Genomic DNA, 22,055 nt, shown 5'->3' on the forward strand with positions numbered 1-22,055 from the left:
GGGCGGACAGGAGTTGGCCGGGCGGGAGCAGGCCGGGCGGGAATTGGCGGAACGCTCATGCGGCGTTCGCCGGCGGACCGTGTACGGTCCGGTGGCGGCCATCTATGTTCGGACCTGTTCGGAACTTATGTGCCCATGACAGGAAAGGACTTCACGTGGCCTCCATCGACCGGCGCCGATTCCTCCAGCTGGGCGGCGCGTCCGCGGCCGCCGTCGGCCTCGGCGCCCTGCCGCCCGCGGTCGGCAGGGCGCTGGCGCTGCCCGCGATCGGCAGCACCGGTTCGATCGAGGACGTCGAGCACGTCGTCATCCTGATGCAGGAGAACCGCTCCTTCGACCACTACTTCGGCACGCTGCGCGGCGTGCGCGGGTTCGACGACCCGCGGCCCACGCTGCTGCCGGACGGCCGGCCGAACTGGCGTCAGCCCGCCGCCGCCGTGCGGACCGGCCGCTACCACGACCGCGGCCTGCCGGCGTCCGAGCAGGAGGTGCTGCCCTGGTACATCGACCCCAGGAACACCACCGAGCACCAGGCCGGCACCGACCACGGCTGGAGCAGCGGCCACCTCGCCTGGAACGAGGGGCGCCACGACCAGTGGGTGAACCAGAAGCAGGACGTCATGACGATGGGTCATCTCAAGCGCCAGGACCTGCCGTACCACTTCGCGCTGGCCGACGCGTTCACCGTCTGCGACGCGTACTTCTGCTCCGTGCACGCGGACACCGCCCCCAACCGCATCTACCTGTGGACGGGCACCAGCGACCCGCGCAACGTCTACGGCCGCAAGCCCAACGGCCCCGGCCTGGGGGAGCGCAAGGGCACCAACGGCTACACCTGGACCACGTACCCCGAGCGCCTGGAGGCGGCCGGCGTCAGCTGGAAGCTGTACCAGGGCGGCTCCGGCGAGCCGGGCACGCCCACGGACAACTACACCGACAACTCGCTGATGTTCTTCGAGCGCTACCAGGTCGCCGAGGGCGCGTCGGGCCCGCTCGTGGACAAGGGCGCCACCGACCACACGCTCCGGGAGTTCCGCGCCGACGTCGAGCGGGGCCGGCTGCCGCAGGTCTCGTGGATCGTCCCGCCGTACAAGTACTGCGAGCACCCGTCCGCCACGCCGACCGACGGCGCGTACTACATCAACCTGGTGCTGGAGGCGCTGACCGCCAACCCGGAGGTGTGGGGCAGGACCGTCTTCCTCATCAACTACGACGAGAACGACGGTCTGTTCGACCACGTCGTCCCGCCGATGCCGCCGGTCCTCAGCGGCCCGGGCGGCCACGGCATGGTCTCCGGTGACCTGACGGCGAGCCTCGGCGACGAGCTGCTCGACCTCGGCAAGTACCCGGGCGAGATGAGCCCGCTGGTCCCCGGTGCCGACCCGGGCGGGCTGCAGCCGATCGGCCTGGGGCCGCGCGTGCCGCTGCTGGTCATCTCCCCGTGGTCGCGCGGCGGTTGGGTCTGTTCGGAGACCTTCGACCACACCTCCGTGCTGCGGTTCCTGGGGGCCCGGTTCGGCGTGGAGGAGCCCAACATCAGCGCCTGGCGCCGCTCGGTCTGCGGCGACCTCACCTCGGCGCTCGACTTCTCCGGCGCCGACCCGCGGCCGGTCTCGATCCCGGTGCCCGCGCCGATCGCCTCCCAGGGCCGGCCCTACCGGGTGCCGCTGCCCCAGCGGATGCCCACCCAGGAGCCGGGCACCCGGCCGGCCCGCGCGCTCCCCTACGACCTGCGGGTCAACGAGGAGGAGCCGGACAGGGCAGGGCAGTTCCGGCTGGAGCTCGACAACCGGGGCGAGGCGGGCGCGTGGCTCTACGTCTACGACCGGACCGCGCCGAAGGCCGCGCCCCGCCGCTACACCGTCTCGGCCGGCGACACCCTCGGCGACTTCTGGCCGCTGACGGCCTCCGGCCGCTACCACCTCGCCGCGCACGGCCCGAACGGGTCGGTGACGGAGTTCGAGGGCGAGATCCGGGCCGACCTGGTCGCGCGGTTCGCCCCGCACAACACGTACAACCCGGACAGCACGCACAACACCACGGTGCACGTCCACGTCCGCAACGACGGGCCGGTGGCCCGTACGGTCACGGCCGTCGACGCGTACGCGAAGGGCTCGGCGGTGAGCCGCAGCATCCGCCCCGGCGCCTCCGCGCAGTTCACGTTCGACGTGAACGCCCACAGCCGCTGGTACGACCTCACCGTCGCGGCCGCGGACGGGCCGAAGTTCCGCCGGCGCTGGGCCGGCCACCTGGAGAACGGCCGCCCCGGCACCAGCGACCCCGGCCCGCGCTGACCGGGCCGCGCTGACCGGGCCGGTCCGTCACAGGGCCCAGGTCAGCGGGCCGTCGTGGCGGGCGCTGGAGCGCCAGTCGGCGACGCGGACCAGGGTTTCCAGGAAGGCGAGCCGGAACGGGCCGAGGTCGGGGTCGTCGCGCAGGGACAGGGCACGCTCGGTCCATTCCTGCGGGAACGTCGCGATGTGCAGGGTCCGGGCGGGGAACCGCTCGCCGGTCGACAGCTCGACGGGCGGGGTGCGGTCCCCGTCCGCGACGCCGAGCAGCAGCGGGGCCTCGTCGCCGCGCGGGCGCACGGTGATCCGGACATGGCCGTGGTGCGCGGCGGCCAGGTAGGTCACGAGCGGGTCGTGGCCGCCGTGCCGGAGCAGCAGCGCGCTGACCAGCTCGTGCCGGAAGTAGGGACGGGTCGGGCGCAACGGCGGCAGCGGCTCGGCGCCGTTCCTCGACTTGGCGAGCAGTCCGTCGGGCGGGTCGGGCCGGCCGGCGCGCAGCTTCTCCTGGAAGGCGTCGTGGCACTTGCCGAGGTCGTGGTAGCGGGCCGCCCGGATGACGGCCTCGCGCAGGGCGGCGGGGAGTTCGGGCAGGGCAGCCAGCAGCAGGTGCGCCTCGTCCGCGGTCTCCTGGAGGTGCTGGTCGAGGCTCACCCAGGTGGTGCAGCCGTAGGCCGGCCGCTCGGGGCCGGCGGCCTCGGGCGGCACGGGGGCCGGGCTGCGCGGGGTCCATCCGCGGTCCGGGAGGTAGCCGCCGGACCGGGCGTCCAGCAGCAGGCGGGCGCCGGGGCGCAGGTCCGCCGGCAGCGCGGGTCGCCACCGGCCGTCCAGCGCGTCGCGCAGCCAGGCCCGGCCGGCGGGCAGTTGCTGCAGCTCGCCGAGCGGCACCGGGCAGAGTTCGGCGCCGGCCGGGTCGGGCTCGTCCTCGGCGGGCCCGGTGGGTTCCCAGGCGCGCCAGGCGACCAGCGCGGTGAGTTCGGACGGTTCGCAGATCCAGCGGTCGACGGCGGTGGCCGGGGTCTCGGTGTCGGGGGCGGAGTCGGTGTCGCTGTCGCTGTCGCTGTCGGTGTCGCTGTCGGGGGCCGTGTCGAAGAGGGCCAGGAGGTCCGCGCGGCCCGGGCCAGGCGGCGGGACCGGCTCGTCGATGCGGGCCGCCTGCAGCTGGGCGGGGGTGACGGCCCGGCCCTCGTGGGCGGTCAGCCACCGCGCGGTGGCCGGGTCGCCGCCCTCCGGGGGCGTGCACCAGAGCACGTCACCGCCCTCGGGGTGCTCGCCGTACCGGTTGCAGCGGCCGGCGCGCTGCACGAGCGAGGCCCAGGGCGCGAGTTCGGTGACCAGGGTGCGGCCGGACAGGTCGAGCCCGGCCTCCAGGGCCGGGGTGGCGACGACGACGTGGTCGCGCTGACCCTCAGTGGCGGCGAGCAGGCGGTGGCGGTCGGCGGCGCGGAAGTACGAGTGCAGCAGGAGCACCTCGCGGCCCGCGGCGGCCAGCCCGGCGTGCACGGCCCGGGCCCGTTCCAGGGAGTTGAGCACCACGACGGTCCGGGTGCCGGGAACGTGCGCCGCGGTCACGGCCTCGGTGAGGGCCGCCACGTAGTCCCCGGGCGGGAGGTCGAGGCGGGCGACCCGCCGAAGCGTCGCGGGCGCGCCCGACCCGAGCACCGCCTCACCGAGGCCGGCCGGGTCCCGGGTCGACGACGTCCACATCGTCCGGGTCGCCGCCGCCGTCCCCAACCGGTCACGCAGTCGCTGGAGTCGGACGCTCGTCGAGAGCGCGGGGCCGAGCAGGTGCAGCTCGTCGAAGACCCACTGGGTGTCGGTGTGCAGCAGCCCGTACGAGACCGGCGCCATCGGCCGCCAGTCCGCGTAGCCGCGCATCAGCGCCCGGCTGAGCACCATGTCGTGCGTGCCGACCAGGATCCCGCTCTGCTCGGGCTTCCGTCGCCAGCCGCCCTCCTGCGCCGCGCCGCCCGCGAGCAGGTGCAGCCCGACCTCGCCGGTCAGCCCGAGCCGCTCCAGCCACTCCCCGACGCGGACGAAGGTCTGGTCGGCGATGCTGCGCTGGGGCAGGACGAGGACCAGCCGGCGCGGGGTGTCCTGGGGCACTGTGACCAGGCGGCGGTACAGCCACGGCAGGACCGAGGCCACGGTCTTGCCGCCACCGGTAGGGACCCGCAGGAGGGTGGGCAGGCCCTCGGCGGCCAGCCTTGCCTGGTAGGGGTAGGGGGTGTGGCCGGTCGCGGTGCGCACGAAGGTCTCGAACTCCGCCGTCAACTCCGCAGTCATCCGTCCAACTTAGACGAAGGGTCCGTCAGTGGGTGGCCCCCTCCGGAGTGCGGAGGTCGGTGCGGCGGGTGGAGGCGGCGAGCAGGGCGCGCGCAGCAATGGTTGCTTGGGCCACGGTGCACCCATGCGCCCTTGACGCCCCATCAGGTCTGCGGTTCGGTAGTTGCAACAATCGGCAACAGGCTTGGTACCGGAGGGCATCGTGGGGCTAGATTTCTACGGCGTGGACCCTGAAACGGGGGACAAGGGCTCACCAATGGTGTGGCTCGACCGGGAGAAGAAGGAGCTGGTGTTCCAGGGCTGGAAGCCGGACGAGGTCACCGAGTTCAAGATCGACACGACCGAATGGGTGACCGGCCACAGCGTCGGCATCCCCGACAACGAGATCGTGAACCGCATCCCGCTGCGCATGGCGGCGACCATCAGGAAGGCGCTGGACGATGCAGAGCGTGACGGACTTCTCTGAGCTGCTGAAAAGCGCTCAGCGCTCAGCAGTACATCTGGAGATGAAGGACTCGTACGCGATCGCGGATGAGGCCCCGCAGATCGAGGCGTGGCGCAACGGCTTCCGTCACAACCCGGATGACCGTGCGTCCTGGTGGCGTCCGTGGCTCGACCTGACCTCCAACGTGATCGCCCGCGGCGTCGTGATGCGCCGGGCCCGCATCGTCTCGGAGCCGGTGTCGGAATACATCAAGTACGAGTACAGCGGCACCTTCACCAACATCGCGGCCGGCGAACAGGTCCGCTGGCTCGCCAGGCACAACGCCTCCGACCTCACGCTGCCTGGCAACGACTTCTGGTTGATCGACGGCAAGCTGGCCATCTTCAACCACTTCACCGGTTCCGGCGACTGGCGCGACCCAGACCAGACGATGACCACCGACCCGGCCGTGGTGAAGCTCTGCACCGACGCCTTCGAGGCGGTCTGGGACCGCGCCATCGACCACGAGAAGTACACCGTCTAAGCCCGGACACCCGACAGACAGCTCATGGCCTCCTCCCCGTCCTCCAGCGCCCAGGCAGCCCGTATCGCCCTTGCCGCGCGCCTATCACACCTCCTCCAGGACGCCGGGATCAAGGCGACCGAGCTGTCTGGCCGCTGCGGCTGGCACCGCTCGAAAACCTCGCGCATCCTGTCCGCCCAGGTCCAGCCGTCCGACAAGGACATCCGCGCCTGGTGCGCCGCCTGCAACGCTGATGACCAGGCCGAAGATCTCATCGCCACCGCCAGGGCCGTCGACCTGATGTACATGGAGTGGCGACGCATCCACCGCAACGGCCTGCGCAAGGTCCAGGAAGACACACTGCGCCAGTACGCGCAGACCCGGGTGAACCGCGTCTACGTCTCCAACGTCGTTCCCGGGTTCTTCCAGACTGCGCCCTACGCCACCGCGCTGCTGCGCTCCATCACCGACTTCCAGGGCACCCCCGACGATGTCGCAGAAGCCGTAGCAGCCCGAGTCGCCCGCTCTCGCTTCCTCTATGAGGGTGATCACCGCTTCGTCGTGGTGATGGAGGAAACCGTCCTGCGCCACAAAATCGGCACCGCCGAGACAATGGCCGGCCAGCTCCAGCACCTGCTCACCGTACTTCCCCTGCCCTCCGTGTCCCTCGGCATCATCCCGTTCGGCGCTGATCGCACCATGTGGCCCTTGGAAGCCTTCTACCTGCAGGACGACGACGAAGCCGTCGTGGAAACCCTCACCGCCGAGGTCAACGTCACCCAGCCACGTGAACTCCGCGACTACGCACGCGCTTTCGGCAAGCTGTCGAAGATGGCAGTGTATGGCGACTCAGCCCGCCGGTTGATCACCGAGGCCATCGCCTCCCTCGGGTGAATCCGCGCAACAACGCGCAACTTTCTTGAGAGCACTTCCTGTTGCTCCCTACCGTCGTTGCAGTCGCCCGACGCGAGGAATACCGATCCCCCTCGGCAACCGCGGAAGTGCGTCGGCGCGGTTGTCCGCGACGGCTCCCTCGATGCGTCCCCCGCGAGTCGAGCGGCACCTTCCAAGTTCCTGACTGATCAGGAGTGCGTGATGGACCTGCTCAGCATCCCGAACGCCGACTTGGGCATGACCGCCCTGCACAACTTCGCGGCGTTACGGGGACAGCTCCGTGTCTCTTTTGGGCCCGAGTGCAACGTCGCCTGCTGGTTCTGCCACAACGAAGGCGATGTGCCGCCCGGTGTCACGCGGGATGACCGATCCCAGCAGCCCCGCACGCGAGTTCTGTGCTCGGAGCACTACATTCAGATCATCGGTTCCATGATCACCGCTGGCGTCCGCCGTGTGTACTTCACCGGCGGCGAGACGTTGGCCTCCAAGCTGGCCCGGCCGGTACTGGAGGAGATGCGCCAGTTCACCGCCCCGGACACCACATTCAGCCTCATCACGAACGGCATCCTCGTACCGCGCTGCCTGCCGTGGTTGCGCGGCACGCCGCTCGACAAGATCAAGGTGTCGCTCCACTACTTCAGTAACGCCTCGTTCCAGGAGATCGCGCACACCAGACTTCCGATCTCCGCCGTCCTGGACGGGATCGACGCCGCGCGCGACGCCTTCGAGCACGTCGAGTTGAACACCCTCCTCCAAGCGCAGAATCAGCACGAGATCCCCGCCATCCTCGACTACGCCCTCGAACGGCGGCTCCCCACCCAGTTCATCGAGCTGGTGGATACCGGCTTCAACTCCTACGGCCGGGACTCCGCAGTACCCGCCGACGACCTCGTTGCGCTCCTGCGAACCATGACCACCGATGAGCGCGTGGAGATCGTCGGTGTTGGCCAGGGGCGACGGGTCTTCACCGTCGATGGCTTGGAGATCGAGGTCATCCATCGCCGGCTCGGCCGCCACCACGTCGGGCAATGCGGCTCCTGCCCCCTCAAGCCTCAGTGCGTCGAAGGATTCTGGGCGTTGCGGCTCGACCACGCGGGCGGCCTGATGCCCTGTCTCCTGCGCGAGGACTTGCGTCTCGACCTCACCCCCCTGCTCGCCGCTCCCGACGCCGAGACGACAGTGTCAGCCGCCGTCGCCTCGCACGTCGCCGCCTTCACCGAAGGAACGCTGTGACCAGCGAACTCCCCGCCTGCTACCAGCCCCCCATCACCGGCCGCAACGGCATCCTCCTCGCGCTGGAGGGCATCAGCGGCTCCGGCAAGTCCACCCTCACCGCGCTGCTGGCCGAGCGGCTGCACGCCGAGACGCTGCACGTCATCCCGCAGCCCCTGAGCTCCCTCATCGGCTACATCAACGACCACGGCGGAGCGCTCACCCAGTTCGCCTTCCACCTGGCCGGCGCTCTCGATGCTGCGGACTCCGCCCGCCACCGGCTCGTCTCCGGCAACCTCATAGCCGACCGGTGGATCGGCTCCGTCGTCGTCAACCACGCCGCCGTCAACAATCTCGACCTGGACGTGGTCATCGCTATGTTCAACCCGCATCTCAGCTACCTGCCCCGGCCCGACCTGACGGTGTACCTGGAGACCTCCGAGAAGGAGATCCGGCACCGGATGGAGGCCCGGCCAGGCAGGGCCGCCACCGACCGCTTCCTGACGCGCCGCCCGAGCCTTCTGGGCCACGTCCAGGAGCTGTACCGGCTGTTCGCCGCGACCGACCCCACCGCCGTCCCGATCGCCACCGACGAACGCACGCCCGAGGAGATCGCCACCGAGATCCACGACCTGCTGGAGGCACACCGTGCTGCGGCCCGTTGACCTGCCGACCGTGTTCGCCGACGATCGAATCCACGGCACCGACCACGGATACAAGGACACCAAGAACCCGGACCAGATCCACGCCGGCGTCGCCTGGTGGGTCGGCGCCTGCCTGGTCCTCACCACCCGGTCCCACGGTGTCGCCCTGGTTCACGACGGCACCGAGCTTGGCCACGCGTACGCCACCAACTTCAGCAAGGGCGCCATCAACTGCCAGCACTACGCGGCCACCGTCTCCGTCATCGGCGAAGGTGGCGAAGAACTTCTCCAGTACGGCATCCGTACTCTGCAGATCCCCGGCGCGCTCATCACCACCAAGGGCACCAAGGTGACCATCCGGCTGTTCGCCGCCGACGGCAGCCCCGTCACCGAGGGAACCGGACTGGAGCGCATCTGCGACCTCATCGCCCGCGACAAGGTCCCCATCCCCGTCAACGACGCCGACCGCGGGCGCGTCGTCTACCGCCCCGACTTGGCCGACCACTACGCCACCGCAGAAGGGTGAACCCGTTGATCGACGCAGCCGAAGTCATCCGCTCCGGAACCAGCATCCTGTTCGTGACGCTGGACTCCCTACGCTACGACGTTGCTCGGGCGGCGATGCACGCCGGGCAGACACCGCACCTCGCCAAGCTCCTGCCCGGGGGACAGTGGGAGGAGCGCCGCACCCCCGGCACGTTCACCCTCCCCGCTCACATGGCCTTCTTCTCGGGCTTTCTCCCCAAGCTCCCACAGCCCGAGCAGCCGCCGCGCCTTTGGGAGTGCCGGCCGCCGTCGTTCAAGGAAGTCGACCCGGGCACCTTCGTCTTCGACTCCCCGAACCTCCTCACCGGCCTCGCCCAGCACGGTTACCGCACGGTGTGCATCGGCGGCGTCACCTACTTCTCCCGGGAGACACCCCTAGGGTCAGTGCTCCCCGACATGTTCCACGAGGACCACTGGCGAGCCGAGTTCTGCTCCCCGGCGATCGATTCCACCCGCCACCAGGTCGACCACGCCCTCACCATCGCCCAGCAGTACGAGAACCGGCCGCTGTTCCTGTTCGTCAACGTCTCCGCCACCCACGTACCCCACGGCCACTACCTCGGCGACAGCACCGACTCCTGGGCATCGCAGTACGCGGCGCTCGCCTACGCGGACCAGCATCTCGGACGCCTGATCGCCGGTCTCACCGCCAAGAAACAGTGGCTGGTCATCATGTGCGCGGACCACGGCGACGCCTTCGGAGAAGATGGCTATCACGGCCGCGGGATCATCCACCCAGCGGTGACGAACGTGCCGTTCGCCTGCACGGTGGTCTAGCACCGTCTTACGCTCCGCGTATGACCAATGCCCAGCTGCCAACGCGGGACGCCTCCGTCATCGTCGCCCGAGATGCCAAGGGCTTGGTCGCAGTGTTGACCACCCGGTTCCCTCGACACGGAGGCGACTTCCTGTTCCTCCCCGGAGGACGCCAGGAAGACGACGAAACCCCGGAAGAATGCGCGCGGCGCGAGCTGCGCGAGGAAGCCGGAATCACCGCCGAAACCTGGCGCCCGCTCGGTTCCTACGCGATCGTCCCCGGATCGACCGCGCGAGTCCACCTCTTCGAGGCCCGGGATCTGACCCTCGGAGCACAGCAACTCGCACCGGACGAAGACGACTTCAAGCTCATGTGGTGGCCGATGCAAGACGCCATCGCTGCTGCTGTCGAAGGCCGGTTCCTGCTTCAGGGAGGCCCACTTGCACTGCTACTCGCCGACCGGACAGCACCCTGGCCTGAGACGGCAGATCCCGCACGCTGAAAATCGACCGGGGCTCCCGCTCCGGCTCAGCCTGGTGGCCGGATCTCCGCCAGGATCGCCTCCGCGCCCTGGTCCAGGAGCAGGCCGACTACTGCCTTGCCCAGCTGCCGTCGGCGCACAGCGATCAGCGAACCCCGGAGGCAACCAGGGTGTGGCCGGTCGCGGTGCGCACGAAGGTCTCGAACTCCGCCGTCAACTCCGCAGTCATCCGTCCAACTTAGACGAAGGATCGGTCAGTGGGTGGCCCCCTCCGGAGTGCGGAGGTCGAGGCGGCGGGTCGAGGCGGCGAGCAGGGCGCGCAGGGCGTGGGCGACCGTGGCGGCGGGCAGGGACGGCTTGGCCTGGTCGAGGACCTGCTCGGGCAGGGCCGGTACGTGGATGAAGCCGCCGCGGGCGGTGGGCCGTTCGGCGGCGAGCAGGTGCATCAGGGCGTAGAAGACGTGGTTGCAGACGAACGTTCCGGCGGTGTGGGACAGGGAGGCGGGCAGGCCGGCCTCCCGGACGGCGGCCACGCACGCCTTGACCGGCAGGGTGGCGAAGTAGGCCGCGGGGCCGCCGGGGACGACGGGCCGGTCGACGGGCCGGCGGCCCGCGTTGTCGGGGATGCGCGCGTCGTCGATGTTGACGGCTATGCGCTCGACGCTGATGTCGGGGCGCCCGGTCGCCTGGCCGAGGCAGACCACCACGTCCGGGTCGGTGTCCCGGACCGCGGCGCGCAGTTCGTCGGCCGCCTGCCCGAAGACGCAGCTCAGCCGGGCCGGGGTGACCTTCATTCCCTCGGGAGGGTTGTCGGCGACGAGGCGGGCGGCCTCCCAGGAGGGGTTGCGGGCGGCGCCGTCGAAGGGTTCGAAGCCGGTGAGCAGGACCTTGGTCATCAGCGTCTCTCGCTGTCGGTTTTCGCGGTCGGTGGAGGTAATCGGCTAGAAGGCGAAGAGCGACATGATGGCGATGTTGCAGCCCAGCAGCACGCCTGCGGTGGGGAGTTGGGCCTTGATGGGCCCGTACTGGTCCTTGAGTTCGAGCAGGGCGGCCGGGACCAGGTTGAAGTTGGCGGCCATCGGGGTGGCCAGGGTGCCGCAGAAGCCGGCCAGCATGCCCACGGCCAGGACGACCGGCGGGTTGCCGTGCAGCTGGGTGATCAGGACGGGCCAGCCGATGGCGGCGGTCATGACGGGGAAGGCGGCGAAGGCGTTGCCCATGACGACGGTGAACAGGGCCATGCCGAGGCAGTAGAGCACCACCGCGGCGTACTTGCTGCCGTCGGGCAGGAAGTGGGTGGTCAGCTTGCCGACCTGGGTGCCGACGCCGGCGCTCTGGAAGATCGAGCCGAGCACGGCGAGGAGTTGGGGCAGCAGCAGCGACCAGCCCATGGCCTCCAGCAGGCCGCGGCCGGCGTGCAGGGCGACGGCGGGGTTGCGCTCGCGGGTGAGGAGGAGGGCGACGGCCAGGGCGACGATCGCTCCGACGCCGAGCCCGAGGAGCGTCTCGCTGCCGGACTGGAGCAGCAGGCCGCCACCCAGGTGCACGCCCTTGAGGAGGGTGGCGCAGGCCAGCGCGACCAGCGGGAGGGTGAGCGCGGGGATGAACAGCCGGCTGCCGAGGCGGGCGGCGGAGGCGGCCCGCTGCGCGGGGGTGGTGGTCGCGGGTGTGCCGCGTCCGGTGAGGCCGAACCCGGCCAGGCAGATCATGGCCAGGACGGCGGCGCCGAGCGGCGCGGCGGGTGCGCTCTTGTCGGCGACCCAGGTGCCGTAGACGAAGCTCGCGCCGAGCAGGCCCCAGAAGGCGGCGCTGCCGTACCGCCTGGGGTTGCTGCGGTCGGCCGCCATCTGCGCGGCCATCGCCAGGAAGACGGCGCCGACCAGCCAGTACAGCCACTCCACCTTGATCACTTGGTGTCCTCCATGACGCGGCGGGCGGCGGTGCCCGTGGCGGGCAGGTCCCGGGCGAGGGAGCGGTCCAGGCGCAGCAGGCGCGTGCCGTGGACGAGGGTGGCGCAGATCGCGGTGGGGACGGCCCACAGGGCGAGTTGGACCGGTTCCAGGTTGGTGTGGTAGGTCGCGTTGACGAAGCCGGTGATCAGGAGGATCGAGCCGATGGCGAGGAAGCAGTCCTCGCCGAAGAACAGGCCGACGGTGTCGGCGCTCGATGCGAAGGAGCGCAGCCGTTCGCGGGTTTTGTCGGTCAGGGTGCCGTGGCGGCGTTCGGCGGCGGCCTCGGCCATCGGCGCGATCATGGGCCGCACCGCCTGGGCGGGTCCGCCGAGCGCGGTGAGTCCGAGGGCGGCGGTGAGCTGACGGATCACCAGGTATACCGCGAGCAGGCGGCCGGCGCTGACCTTGGCGAGCCGGTTCATCAGGGTGCGGGCCTGTTCCTGCAGGCCGTGGCGTTCCAGGAGGCCGATGACCGGCAGGGCGACGGCGAAGAGGGTCACCGAGCGACTGGAGGCGAAGCCGGTGCCGAACACCTCCAGGACCTTCATCGGGCTCAGTCCGCCCAGCAGGCCGGTGAGGATGCCGGCGGCGCCGACGACGAGGAGCGGATTTCGCCGGGTGGCGAATCCGGCCACCACGACGAGGATGCCGACAAGAACGATCATGTTCCTGGCCGCCTTTCGAAGGGGTCTCCGCCTGTGGGTGGTCGTCTGCGCTGCCACGCGGGTGCCACACGGATGCCACACGGCGGATGAGGTCCCGGCCTGGTGGGCCGCGACCTCGCGGGGGTTGCCGCGAGGCTAGGGGATTGTGGAACAATCCGACAAGAGTTCAGGCGGCGTTCCGTTTACCGGCCTTCGCGGAGACGGAAGCAGCTCCCGCGCGATCGGACAGGGCGCCCCCTGTGCGGCAGGAGGTACGACGTGACCGGGGTCTTCGACGCACTCGCGGCCGATCGGAGCCGGCTCGAACGCGCCGGCGCCGCACAGCGCGTGGCCGAGGTGCTGCGCGACCACATCACCGAGGGCCGGCTCGCCCCGGGGACCCGGCTGTCGGAGGAGGCGCTGGGCGAGGCGCTCGCGGTCTCGCGCAACACGCTGCGCGAGGCGTTCCGGCTGCTGGCCGACCAGCGCCTGGTCGTGCACGAGCTGAACCGCGGAGTGTTCGTCAAGGTGCTGAACCCCGGGGACGTCGCCGACATCTACACACTGCGCCTGGCGCTGGAGACGGCCGGCGTGCGCGCCCTGCGCAGTGCGGCGTCCGAGCGCCTCGCCGCGGTCCGGGCCGCGCTCGAGCGGGCGGAGTCGGCCGAGGCGCTCGACGACTGGGTCACCGTCGGCACCGCCGACCTGCACTTCCACCAGGCCGTCGCGGGACTGGCCGGCAGCGAGCGGATCGACGAGTGCATGGCGGGGCTGATGGCGGAGCTGCGCCTGGCCTTCGCGGCGGTTCCCTCCGCACGCGGGCTCCACGAGCCGTTCCTGCGCCGCAACCAGGTGCTCGCCGGGTTGCTGGAGTCCGGTGAGATCGACGACGCCGAGGTCGAGTTGACGAGGTATCTGGACGACGCGCGTGCGGTGATCGTCCGTGCCATGACGGGCGCGGGCGGGCAGTGACCGCCACCGTCACCGTCGTCAGACCGGGCCTGCTGACGACCGTTCAGGACCTCGGCCGGCCCGGGCACGCCCACCTCGGCGTGCCGCGCTCCGGCGCCCTCGACCAGCCCGCCCACCGGCTGGCCAACCGGCTGGTCGGCAACCCCGCCGGGGCGGCCGCCCTGGAGACCACCGTGCTCGGCTGCGCGGTGCGGGTGCACCGCCCGGTGACGGTGGCCGTGACCGGAGCGCCCTGCACCCTGCGGGTCGACGGCCGGCCCGCCGCCTGGGCCGCCCCGGTCCGGCTGCCCGCCGGGGCGCTGCTCGACGTCGGCCCCGCGACCCGGGGGGTGCGCAGCTACGTCGCCTTCGCGGGCGGGATCGCCACCGATCCGGTCCTCGGCAGCCGTTCGACCGACCTGCTCTCCGGGCTGGGCCCGGCGCCCCTGGCCGCCGGGGACACGCTGCCGCTGGGCGAGCCGCTCCGCCCGGCGGCCGGGGCGGACGTGGTGCCGTGCACCGCCCCGCCCGCCGAGGTGGTCCTGCCGCTCGTCCTCGGCCCGCGCGACGACTGGTTCACCGCCCGGGCCCTCGCCACCCTCGCGCGATCCCGCTACCACGTCTCGGCGACCAGCAACCGGATCGGCCTGCGCCTCGACGGACCGCCCCTGGAGCGCGCCAGCGAGGGCGAACTGCCCAGCGAGGGCATGGTCCTGGGCGCCGTTCAGGTCCCGCCCAGCGGCCACCCGGTGGTCTTCCTCGCCGACCACCCGACCACCGGCGGCTACCCCGTCATCGGCGTGATCCCCGCCACCGCCCTCCCCGCCGCCGCCCAGGCCGCCCCCGGCACCCCGGTCCGCTTCGCCCCCGTGCACCAGCGCCCTCTCCGCGACCGAGATTGAGCTGAGCCTTCCCGCTCCGCTGGTGGCGCTGTGGAAGGTGACGGACGGCCTGATGACTGATTCTGGTGTGACCGTGTACTCGGCTGGTTGCATCGGCGAACGCAGCACCACCTACGAAGTCACGCGGTACGCACCGGGTTTCGTCCCACGACTCCCGCGCGGTAGCGGTTGGGCAGTTGAACGGACCCGCCGTCCCCGGCCGTTGAGGCTGGTGGAGGACGGTTGCCGGTGCGGGGGTCGGGGCCGGTGCAGGCGACAGGAGGAGGGAACGTGGCGGGCGACCACACGGTCATCGAGCGGGTGCAGCGGTTGGCGGAGGGCCCGGACTGGGACCTCGCCCCCGTTTACGGGCCGGTCACCCCTCCCCCGGGGCGGCAGACCGAGCGGGCGCCCGAGGCGGAATGGCAGCGGCCGCTGGACGCCATGGGGACGGTACTCGTGCCCCTGGGGGCCAGGCCGGCTCCTGCGGAACTCCCCGCGCAGCCACCGCCCGTGCCGCAGACCCTCCCCCAGCCCGTGCACGGGCCGGCCCCCGCCGTCGCACCCGTCCCCGTCCCCGCAGCCGCGCAAGTCCCCGTCCTCGCGACCCCGGCAGCCGCCCAGGCCTCCGTTCCCCCCGCCGCGCGGCGTGGCCTGCGCGGTCTGGGCCTCGGGCGGGGCGAGCGGGAGCGGGGGCGCCTGGAGGCGGTCATCCGCACCCCGTTGCACCGCTCCTACCGGATCGCCGTCGTCGGTCTCAAGGGCGGTGTGGGCAAGACCTCCGCGACGCTGGCGCTCGGGTCCGTCCTCGCCGAGACGCGGTCCGACAAGGTCATCGCCGTCGACGCCAACCCCGACACCGGCACCCTGAGCCGGCGGATCCGCCGGGAAACCGCGGCGACCGTCCAGGACCTGCTGGCGGCCGAGCCCTCGATCACCGGCTACATGGACATCCGCCGCTTCACCTCACTGACCCCCAGCGGGCTGGAGGTCCTGGCAAACGATCCGGACCCGGCGGTCGCCAACAGTTTCGGCGGCGAGGACTACCGGCGGCTGGTCGACCTGCTCAGCCGGCAGTACCCGATCGTCCTCAGCGACTGCGGCACCGGCCTGCTGCACAGCTCCACGAGCGCCGTGCTCGGCCTCGCCGACCAGCTGGTCATCGCCGCCACCACCAGCGTCGACGGCGCGAGCGGCGCCGACTCCACCCTGGAGTGGCTGTACACGAACGGGTACGGCCCGCTGGCGCAGCGCAGCGTGACCCTGATCTCCACCGTCCGGAGCACGGGCCGGATGGTGAAGGCGGACGACCTGGTGACGCACTTCCAGAGCCGCTGCCGCGCCGCCGTCGTCCTGCCCTTCGACGAACACCTGGCCCTCGGCGGGGCGTTCGACCCCGTGAAGCTGCGCCCCAGGACCCGCCGCGCCTACCTTGAACTCGCCGGCCTGGTCGCCGAGGGGATGGGCCTCGCCCTCGCGGGCCCCGGAGGCACCGCCGTCCCCGGTTTCTAGGTGCTCTGTCCTGTGCGGTCGGGGACGCGGCCGGCGGGTGGCTTGATGCCCTCGGCCGCGAGGGCATCGCGCCAGGGGTGGGAGCGGTAGCAGGAGCCGTTGTCGGCGAGCACGCGCTGGACGGTGATCCCTGCCCGGGCGAAGAACTCGTTCGCCCGGGTCCAGAACGCGGCGGTGGTCTCCTGGCGTTCGTCGGGGACAATCTCGCTGTGGGCCAGGCGGGAGTGGTCGTCGACGGCGTTGTGCGGGTGGTCCCCCAGCCTTCGGCCGGGAGGTGCCCCCAGTAGCCCGCCCCGGAGCGGGTCTTGCGGCCGGGGTTCGGTCGATACAGTCAGTCGGGCCGTGCGGCCATCGCACGACCGGCATCGGACAGCGCGGGTCAGGGGCGTCCGGCGAGCCGGTGAGGCTGCGCCGCACTGTCCGGGGCCGGACGGGTCCCTCACACCTGCCAGCGGCCTGGGCGCCAGGCACGGCGGCGGCCGGCCGTGCAGACCAGTGCGGTGCCGGTGACCAGGGCCACGCCGGTGAGGACGGCGCCTGCCGTCACGATCGCCTGACGACCGGCGGGGTCCGGGGACGGCGGCTGGAGTGCGGCCGCGGACGGGGCCGGGCGGGAGGACGGCGGGACGGCGGCCGGTGCCGGGGCTCCGACGGCGGCCAGTGGGTCGACCGTGCCGTAACCGAGGCGGGGGTCCGGCAGGGCGGTGCCCGGGTGGTAGGCCGTCGAGGTCAGACGGTCCTTCAGCTGGGCCGGGCCGAGGTCCGGCCGGTAGCCGAGGACCAGGGCGGCGGTGCCGGCCACCACGGCGGCGGCGAAGCTGGGCCCCGAGCCGGTGAAGTAGCCCTTGCCGCCGGGTCCGACGCTCATCATCGCGTCCCCCGGGGCCACCAGGTCGATCCGCCCGGACCCGCCACCCGAGGCGACCGAAGAGCGCGAGACGCCCGAGATGCCCGAGGCGGAGCCACCGAAGCCACCGGAGCCACCCGAACCGGCCGCGCCCGAGCCGCCGGAATCCGAACCGCCGCCGGGCGGGGCGCCGTTCGGGCCGAGGTCGGAGACCGCCAGGACCTCCGCGGACCCGGACCCGGACCCGGACCCGTTGCCCTGGTCGGGCCCTGCCGGGGCGACCACCAGGGCGCCCTTGCCGCCGGCGTAGCGGACCGCGCCGGCCAGTTCCTCGTCGCCCGCCTGGACGGGCAGGGCCACCGCGATCACCCGGGCGCCGCCGTCGGCCGCGTCCCGGATGCCCTTGGCCAGCAGGGCCGCGGTGGTGTTCCCGGCGCTGTCGGTCACGGCCACGGCGAGGATCCGCGCCTCGGGGGCGATGCCCGCGAAGCCGACGCCGTCCTGGCGGCGGGCCGCGATCAGCCCGGCGAGGAACGTGCCGTGGCCGACGCAGTCGCGGGTGGAGTCGCCGTCGCCGTACTCGCGCGGCCCCGGCACGAGGCGGTCGCCCAGGACGCCGGAGGCCGGGTCGACCCCGGAGCCGACGACGGCGACGGTCACCCCGGCGCCGCGGCTGAGCTGCCAGGCGGCCTCGGGGCGCAGGAAGGTCTGCGCCCACGGCATCCGGTCGGTGCCCTTGTCGGAGGGCTTGACGCAGCCGTCCGTACGTCCCGCTGCCCTGCTCTGCCCGATCACGGGCAGTGCTCCGGAGTCCGCGCCGCCGGAGGGGGCCGCGCCCGGGCGTGCCGTGCCCGTCGCGGCGGAGGTGCCCGGGGGCGGGGCGGCAGCAGCCGGCGCGGCCGGCACCAGCAGGACGGCGCAGCACAGCACGGCGGTCACCGCCGAGGCGGGGCCCGCCCGCCGGATCCGCGCGGCAGGACGGGGACGGGCCGGGCCGCCCGTCACACCCCGCTCCCCTGGAGCAGCGCGGGGATGTCCTGCGGCAGCAGCAGGCTCAGCTCCGACACGTCGCCGACGTCGAGCCGGGCCAGGCGCCCGGCCTGCCGGGTCACCATCGCCTCCAGCGTCTGCCGGGCGAAGCGGCCGTTGCCGAAGTTGCGGTCCCGCGGGACGGCTTCGCACAGCTGCGCCAGCGCGGCGAGGGTCTCGGGGGCGCAGACGTAGCCGGCTTCCTCGGCCTGCATCCGCACGATGGTGACGAGTTCGTCCGCGCTGTAGTGGTCGAAGGCGATCTGCTGGGAGAACCGCGAGCCCAGGCCCGGGTTGGAGGCGAGGAAGCCCTGCATCTCCTCCTGGTAGCCGGCCACGATCACCACGACCTCGTCGCGGTGGTCCTCCATCAGCTTCATCAGGGTGTCGACCGCCTCCTGGCCGAAGTCGCCGCCGGCGGCGCCGCCGCGCGGCGTGAGGGTGTACGCCTCGTCGATGAACAGCACGCCGCCGCGGGCGCGTTCGAAGGCGTCGCGGGTGAGCTGGGCGGTGTGGCCGATGTAGCGGCCGACCAGGTCGGCGCGGGCGGTCTCGACGAGCTGGCCGTTCGGCAGCACGCCGAGTTCGGCGAGCAGCGCGCCGTAGAGGCGGGCGATGGTGGTCTTGCCGGTGCCGGGCGGGCCGGCGAAGACCAGGTGGTGGCTGATCTTCGCGGTGGGCAGGCCGGCCTCCTCCCGGCGGCGTACCTGGGTGATCAGGTTGACCAGGTTCTCGACCTGCTCCTTGGCGGCGGACAGGCCGACCATCGAGCGCAGCCGCTCCAGCAGGTCGCTGCGCCCGTCCCCCTCGCCGGTCGCGCCGCGCGCGGCGGCCTGCTCGCCGAGGTCCTCGGGCAGCAGCAGCGGCAGGTCCGCGTCGGTGACCTCGGCGAGTTCGGCCAGCCGGGACGCCTGGCGGTCCACCATCTCCTCGAACACTTTGCGGGCCGCGCGGCCGTTGCCGAAGTCCGCGCCCTTGGGCATGCGCGTGAAGTGCGCCCCGAGCGCTTCCACGGCGGCGTCGGCCAGTTCGTAGCCGTGTGCGGCGGCGGTCCGCTCGACGATGGTGACCAGTTCCTCCGCCGAGTAGTTGCGGAACTCCACGGTGCGGCTGAACCGGGAGGCCAGGCCGGGGTTGGAGCCGAGGAACTCGCGCATCTCCTCCGAGTACCCGGCGACGATCACCACCACGTCGTCGCGGTGGTCCTCCATCAGCTTCACCAGGGTGTCGATCGCCTCGCGGCCGAAGTCCGGCCCGGTGCCGCCGGATCCGGCGGACAGCGTGTACGCCTCGTCGATGAACAGCACGCCGCCGAGCGCCGACTGGAAGACCTCGGTGGTCTTGATCGCCGTGCCGCCGACGATCGAGGCGACCAGGTCGGCGCGGGCGACCTCGGTGAGGTGGCCGCTGCGCAGCACGCCGAGTTCGGCCAGGATGGCGCCGTAGAGGCGGGCGACGGTGGTCTTGCCGGTGCCGGGCGGGCCGGCGAAGATCAGGTGCCGGCCCATCGGCAGGGCCGGCATCCCGGCCTGCTCGCGGCGCCGGGCCAGCTTGTTGAGGTTGACCAGGGTGGCCACCTGGTCCTTGACACCCTCCAGGCCGACCAGCGCCTGCAGGGCCGCCTGCGGTCCCTCCGGCTCGGGCGGCGGCGGGCCGTCGGCCGAGCGCTGCTCCGGCTCGGCGTCGCCTTCGCGCTCCCAGGCGTCGGCGCCGGTGTCGCCCTGCGAGCCGGCGGGCCGTACCGCTGCGGGGCCGTCCTCGGCCTCGGCGCTCGCGCTGCCGTGGCTGTCGGCGCGGCCGTTGTCCCGGCTGGTCAGGTCCTGCACCGACAGCCGGCTGCTGGGTTTGGTCTGCCGCAGTCCCGAGCCGCGGTTGCCGGCGACGGTGCAGCCGGTGACCCGCACCGGTTCCTCGGACTCGACACGCAGCCCGTCGCGGGCGTTGTCGGTCAGTTCGCAGCCGGTGAGCGCGGCCCGGCTGCCGGGCCCCAGCAGGACGCCGTGGCGGCGGTTGCCGTGCACCCGGGCGCGGGCCATGGTGAGTTCGCCGCCGTCCTCGACCAGCACGCCCTCGCCGGTCCACTCGGCGATGTCGCAGTCGCGCAGCGAGGCGACGCCGCCGGGGCCGACCTCGACCCCGGACACGGCCCCGGCCGTCCCGGTGCCGGCGGCCGAGGTAGTGCCGGCGGCCGAGGTGGTGCCGCGCATCGTGGAGCCGCCGACCTGGGTGTTGCCGCCGTCGGCGACCCACAGTGCGGCCCGCCCGGTGGCGGACAGCACGCAGGACTCCAGCCGTCCGCGTCCCTCCCGCAGCACCTCGACGCCGTGACCGCGCACTTCGGCGACGTCCAGGCGGCGCAGCAGCGGGTTGGCGCCGTCGCGCACGCTCACCCCGGCCCCGGCCGCGCCGCGCACCTCCAGCCGGTCGAACTCGGCGGCGCTCTCGCCGACCAGTTCCACCCCCGCCCCGGCGCTGTCGGCGACCGCGGTACGGGTCAGGGCGGGGCTGGAGGACTCGTCCACCAGGATCCCGGCGGTTTCCGAACCGGCCACCTCGCACTCCTCGAAGCGGCCCCGGGAGCGGCCGGTGACGTGGATGCCGTGGCCCCTGGTCCGCACCGTGCGGCAGCGTCGCACCAGCGGGTCGGTGCCGCCGGCCAGGACCACGCCGTGGCTGCGGGTGGCGCTGACCGTGCAGTCCTCCAGCAGCACCTGGGCGGCGGAGGAGACGTAGACGCCGATCGACACGTCCCGGACGGTGGTGCGCAGCACCCGGGTGGAGCTGTTCTCCTCCAGGGCGATGCCGGGCTTGTCGGTGACGGAGATCTCGCAGTCCTCGATCGAGCCGCGTCCCTCGCCGTTGGCGCACACGCCGTTGCCGCGGGCGTCGCGCAGCACGCAGCCGCGCACGACGGGGTTGGCCCGTTCGCCGATCACCACGGCGGAGCTGCCGAGGTGCTCGATCACGCAGTCCTCGATCACGCTGGTGCCGGTGGAGGTTTCGACGATGCCGGCCCCGGCGGGGTTGACGACGCGGCAGCCGCGCATCGCGAGCGAGCCCTGCTGGCGGGTCAGCACGGCCGTCCAGGAGTTGCCCGCCACCTCGCAGTCCTCCAGGGCGGCCTGGCCGCGCGGGACGTCGACGGTGGGCAGTTCCTCGTCCTGCCCCTGGAGGACCAGACCGGTGAGCTGGACGGCCTCGGCCACCACCTGCACCACCGCGCCGCGCCGGGGGGAGATGCGCACGCTGCCGCGGGCCTCCTCGGCGGTGATGGTCACCATCTTGGTGATCACCAGGTTCTCCTCGTAGCGCCCCGGGCGGACGCTGATCACCGCTCCGCTGCGGGCCGCCTCCAGGGCGGCGCCGATCGTGCGGTAGCCGCCGTCGCGCTGCTCCGCACAGACCGTCAGCACATGGCGGGTCATGGGGCGTTCTCCTCCGTCGTTCGTGGCTGTGGTGCCGGTGGTGCCGGTGGTGCCGGTGGTGCCGGTGGTGCCGGTGGCGCTGGTGGGGCTGCTGTGCGGTGGGCGGGGCGGGGGCGGGGTCAGCCGGTGCAGTTGGCCTTGACGGCGGATGCGGCGTGGTGGGCGTAGGTCTTGGTGCCGCCGTTCCAGTCCTCGCCGCGGCTGTGCAGCACCATGGCGATCTTGCCGCCGCTGAGCGGGAAGGACCCGGCCGAGACCCACTGGCCCCGGTAGGCGACCTGGTTCACCTGGAAGGTCCGGTTCTGCACGGTGTAGTAGGTCGGGGCGCCGCCGACCGCCTTGAGGTCCCCGTTGGGCACGTACACCGACAGGTTGCAGGTGCCGGTGGTGAGCGAGCCGGTGTTGAAGGTCCACACCACCGTGTTGCTCTTGTCGTCGTTCGCGTTGCCGGACATCGGCACCGAGGTGAAGCCGCCGCTGCAGCCGTCGCCGGTGTAGCCGCCGGAGTTGTTGCGCCAGCCCTCCTGGCCCTTGTCGAACCAGCCGTTCAGCTGCATGGAGGTGGACCCGCCGCAGCCGGGGCCCGCGACGGCGTTGTAGGTGGGCGGCGGGGGCGGGGCCGGCTGGGTGGTCTTGGCCGGGGGCTGGACGGGCTGCTGGGCGGCCGGGGGCTGCTGGGCGGCGGGCGGCTGCTGGGGCTGGGTCTGCGGCGCGCCGGCGCCCTGACCGTTGCCCTGGCCGGTGCCGCCGCCCTGGGCC

Annotated in this window: 18 protein-coding genes and 2 pseudogenes; 12 read left to right on the forward strand and 8 right to left on the reverse strand. The window is 72.5% G+C overall.

Features of this window, described 5'->3' with window-relative positions:
• Positions 1-155: 155 nt before the first annotated feature.
• On the forward strand, positions 156-2,294 hold the full coding sequence (locus KV557_RS25265; RefSeq protein ID WP_218203769.1) for a phosphocholine-specific phospholipase C: 2,139 nt from the start codon (positions 156-158) through the stop codon (positions 2,292-2,294).
• Positions 2,295-2,321: 27 nt separating this feature from the next.
• Here KV557_RS25265 and cas3g read toward each other — a convergent pair whose 3' ends face one another.
• Positions 2,322-4,574, reverse strand: coding sequence for a type I-G CRISPR-associated helicase/endonuclease Cas3g (gene cas3g, locus KV557_RS25270; RefSeq protein WP_218203770.1), 2,253 nt, complete (start codon positions 4,572-4,574; stop codon positions 2,322-2,324).
• A gap of 223 nt (positions 4,575-4,797) precedes the next feature.
• On the opposite strand from cas3g, the gene KV557_RS25275 reads away from it, so the two are divergent.
• The 8 genes from KV557_RS25275 (at position 4,798) to KV557_RS25310 (ending at position 10,076) form a co-directional block, all read left to right on the forward strand.
• Positions 4,798-5,040 carry a hypothetical protein gene (locus KV557_RS25275; protein WP_308130064.1) on the forward strand — a complete coding sequence of 81 codons (243 nt, stop codon included), beginning with the start codon at positions 4,798-4,800 and terminating at the stop codon, positions 5,038-5,040.
• Positions 5,015-5,542, forward strand: a complete 528-nt coding sequence (locus KV557_RS25280) for a DUF6879 family protein (protein WP_218203771.1) — start codon at positions 5,015-5,017, stop codon at positions 5,540-5,542. The genes KV557_RS25275 and KV557_RS25280 overlap by 26 nt, the downstream gene beginning before the upstream one ends.
• Before the next feature lie 24 nt (positions 5,543-5,566).
• Positions 5,567-6,415, forward strand: coding sequence for a DUF5753 domain-containing protein (locus KV557_RS25285; protein ID WP_218203772.1), 849 nt, complete (start codon positions 5,567-5,569; stop codon positions 6,413-6,415).
• A gap of 201 nt (positions 6,416-6,616) precedes the next feature.
• Positions 6,617-7,648: a radical SAM protein gene (locus tag KV557_RS25290; protein WP_218203773.1), complete on the forward strand. Its 1,032-nt coding sequence runs from the start codon at positions 6,617-6,619 to the stop codon at positions 7,646-7,648.
• The gene (locus tag KV557_RS25295) at positions 7,645-8,292 is read left to right on the forward strand and encodes a dTMP kinase (RefSeq protein ID WP_218203774.1); all 648 of its coding nucleotides are present in this window, start codon (positions 7,645-7,647) and stop codon (positions 8,290-8,292) included. Before KV557_RS25290 ends, KV557_RS25295 begins: the two co-directional genes overlap by 4 nt.
• On the forward strand, positions 8,276-8,797 hold the full coding sequence (locus tag KV557_RS25300) for a hypothetical protein (protein WP_218203775.1): 522 nt from the start codon (positions 8,276-8,278) through the stop codon (positions 8,795-8,797). Before KV557_RS25295 ends, KV557_RS25300 begins: the two co-directional genes overlap by 17 nt.
• Positions 8,794-9,594, forward strand: a complete 801-nt coding sequence (locus KV557_RS25305; RefSeq protein WP_308130065.1) for an STM4013/SEN3800 family hydrolase — start codon at positions 8,794-8,796, stop codon at positions 9,592-9,594. The genes KV557_RS25300 and KV557_RS25305 overlap by 4 nt, the downstream gene beginning before the upstream one ends.
• 20 nt (positions 9,595-9,614) lie before the next feature.
• Entirely contained in the window at positions 9,615-10,076 is a 462-nt protein-coding gene (locus KV557_RS25310; RefSeq protein ID WP_218203777.1) for an NUDIX hydrolase, read from the forward strand.
• 233 nt (positions 10,077-10,309) lie between these two features.
• Here the strand turns inward: KV557_RS25310 and pcp are convergent, their stop codons facing one another.
• Genes pcp through KV557_RS25325 form a run of 3 tightly spaced genes read right to left on the reverse strand, consistent with a single transcriptional unit; the run spans position 10,310 to position 12,672 of the window.
• Positions 10,310-10,951: a pyroglutamyl-peptidase I gene (gene pcp, locus KV557_RS25315; RefSeq protein WP_218203778.1), complete on the reverse strand. Its 642-nt coding sequence runs from the start codon at positions 10,949-10,951 to the stop codon at positions 10,310-10,312.
• Positions 10,952-10,996: 45 nt separating this feature from the next.
• A complete protein-coding gene (locus tag KV557_RS25320; RefSeq protein WP_218203779.1) occupies positions 10,997-11,965 on the reverse strand; it encodes a DUF979 domain-containing protein in 969 nt (322 codons plus the stop codon).
• Positions 11,962-12,672, reverse strand: a complete 711-nt coding sequence (locus KV557_RS25325; RefSeq protein WP_218203780.1) for a DUF969 domain-containing protein — start codon at positions 12,670-12,672, stop codon at positions 11,962-11,964. The genes KV557_RS25320 and KV557_RS25325 overlap by 4 nt, the downstream gene beginning before the upstream one ends.
• Positions 12,673-12,930: 258 nt before the next feature.
• Here KV557_RS25325 and KV557_RS25330 point away from each other — a divergent pair, with 258 nt between their 5' ends.
• From KV557_RS25330 to KV557_RS25340, 3 genes are all read left to right on the forward strand, one after another.
• Entirely contained in the window at positions 12,931-13,623 is a 693-nt protein-coding gene (locus tag KV557_RS25330; RefSeq protein ID WP_218203781.1) for a GntR family transcriptional regulator, read from the forward strand.
• On the forward strand, positions 13,620-14,504 hold the full coding sequence (locus tag KV557_RS25335; protein WP_218203782.1) for a 5-oxoprolinase subunit C family protein: 885 nt from the start codon (positions 13,620-13,622) through the stop codon (positions 14,502-14,504). Before KV557_RS25330 ends, KV557_RS25335 begins: the two co-directional genes overlap by 4 nt.
• Positions 14,505-14,774: 270 nt before the next feature.
• The gene (locus KV557_RS25340) at positions 14,775-15,995 is read left to right on the forward strand and encodes a MinD/ParA family ATP-binding protein (protein ID WP_308130066.1); all 1,221 of its coding nucleotides are present in this window, start codon (positions 14,775-14,777) and stop codon (positions 15,993-15,995) included.
• A 50-nt stretch (positions 15,996-16,045) separates the two neighbouring features.
• Here the strand turns inward: KV557_RS25340 and KV557_RS25345 are convergent.
• The 4 genes and pseudogenes from KV557_RS25345 to KV557_RS25360 form a co-directional block, all read right to left on the reverse strand.
• A pseudogene (locus KV557_RS25345) lies at positions 16,046-16,240 on the reverse strand (DDE-type integrase/transposase/recombinase); the annotation flags it as partial.
• A 194-nt stretch (positions 16,241-16,434) separates the two neighbouring features.
• Positions 16,435-17,847: a S8 family serine peptidase gene (locus KV557_RS25350; protein ID WP_218203783.1), complete on the reverse strand. Its 1,413-nt coding sequence runs from the start codon at positions 17,845-17,847 to the stop codon at positions 16,435-16,437.
• Positions 17,844-21,296: a right-handed parallel beta-helix repeat-containing protein gene (locus KV557_RS25355; RefSeq protein ID WP_218203784.1), complete on the reverse strand. Its 3,453-nt coding sequence runs from the start codon at positions 21,294-21,296 to the stop codon at positions 17,844-17,846. Before KV557_RS25355 ends, KV557_RS25350 begins: the two co-directional genes overlap by 4 nt.
• A gap of 119 nt (positions 21,297-21,415) precedes the next feature.
• Positions 21,416-22,055: pseudogene (locus tag KV557_RS25360) on the reverse strand (hypothetical protein); the annotation flags it as partial.

Source organism: Kitasatospora aureofaciens (genome assembly GCF_019192735.1).
Classification (GTDB): Bacteria; Actinomycetota; Actinomycetes; order Streptomycetales; family Streptomycetaceae; genus Kitasatospora; species Kitasatospora aureofaciens_A.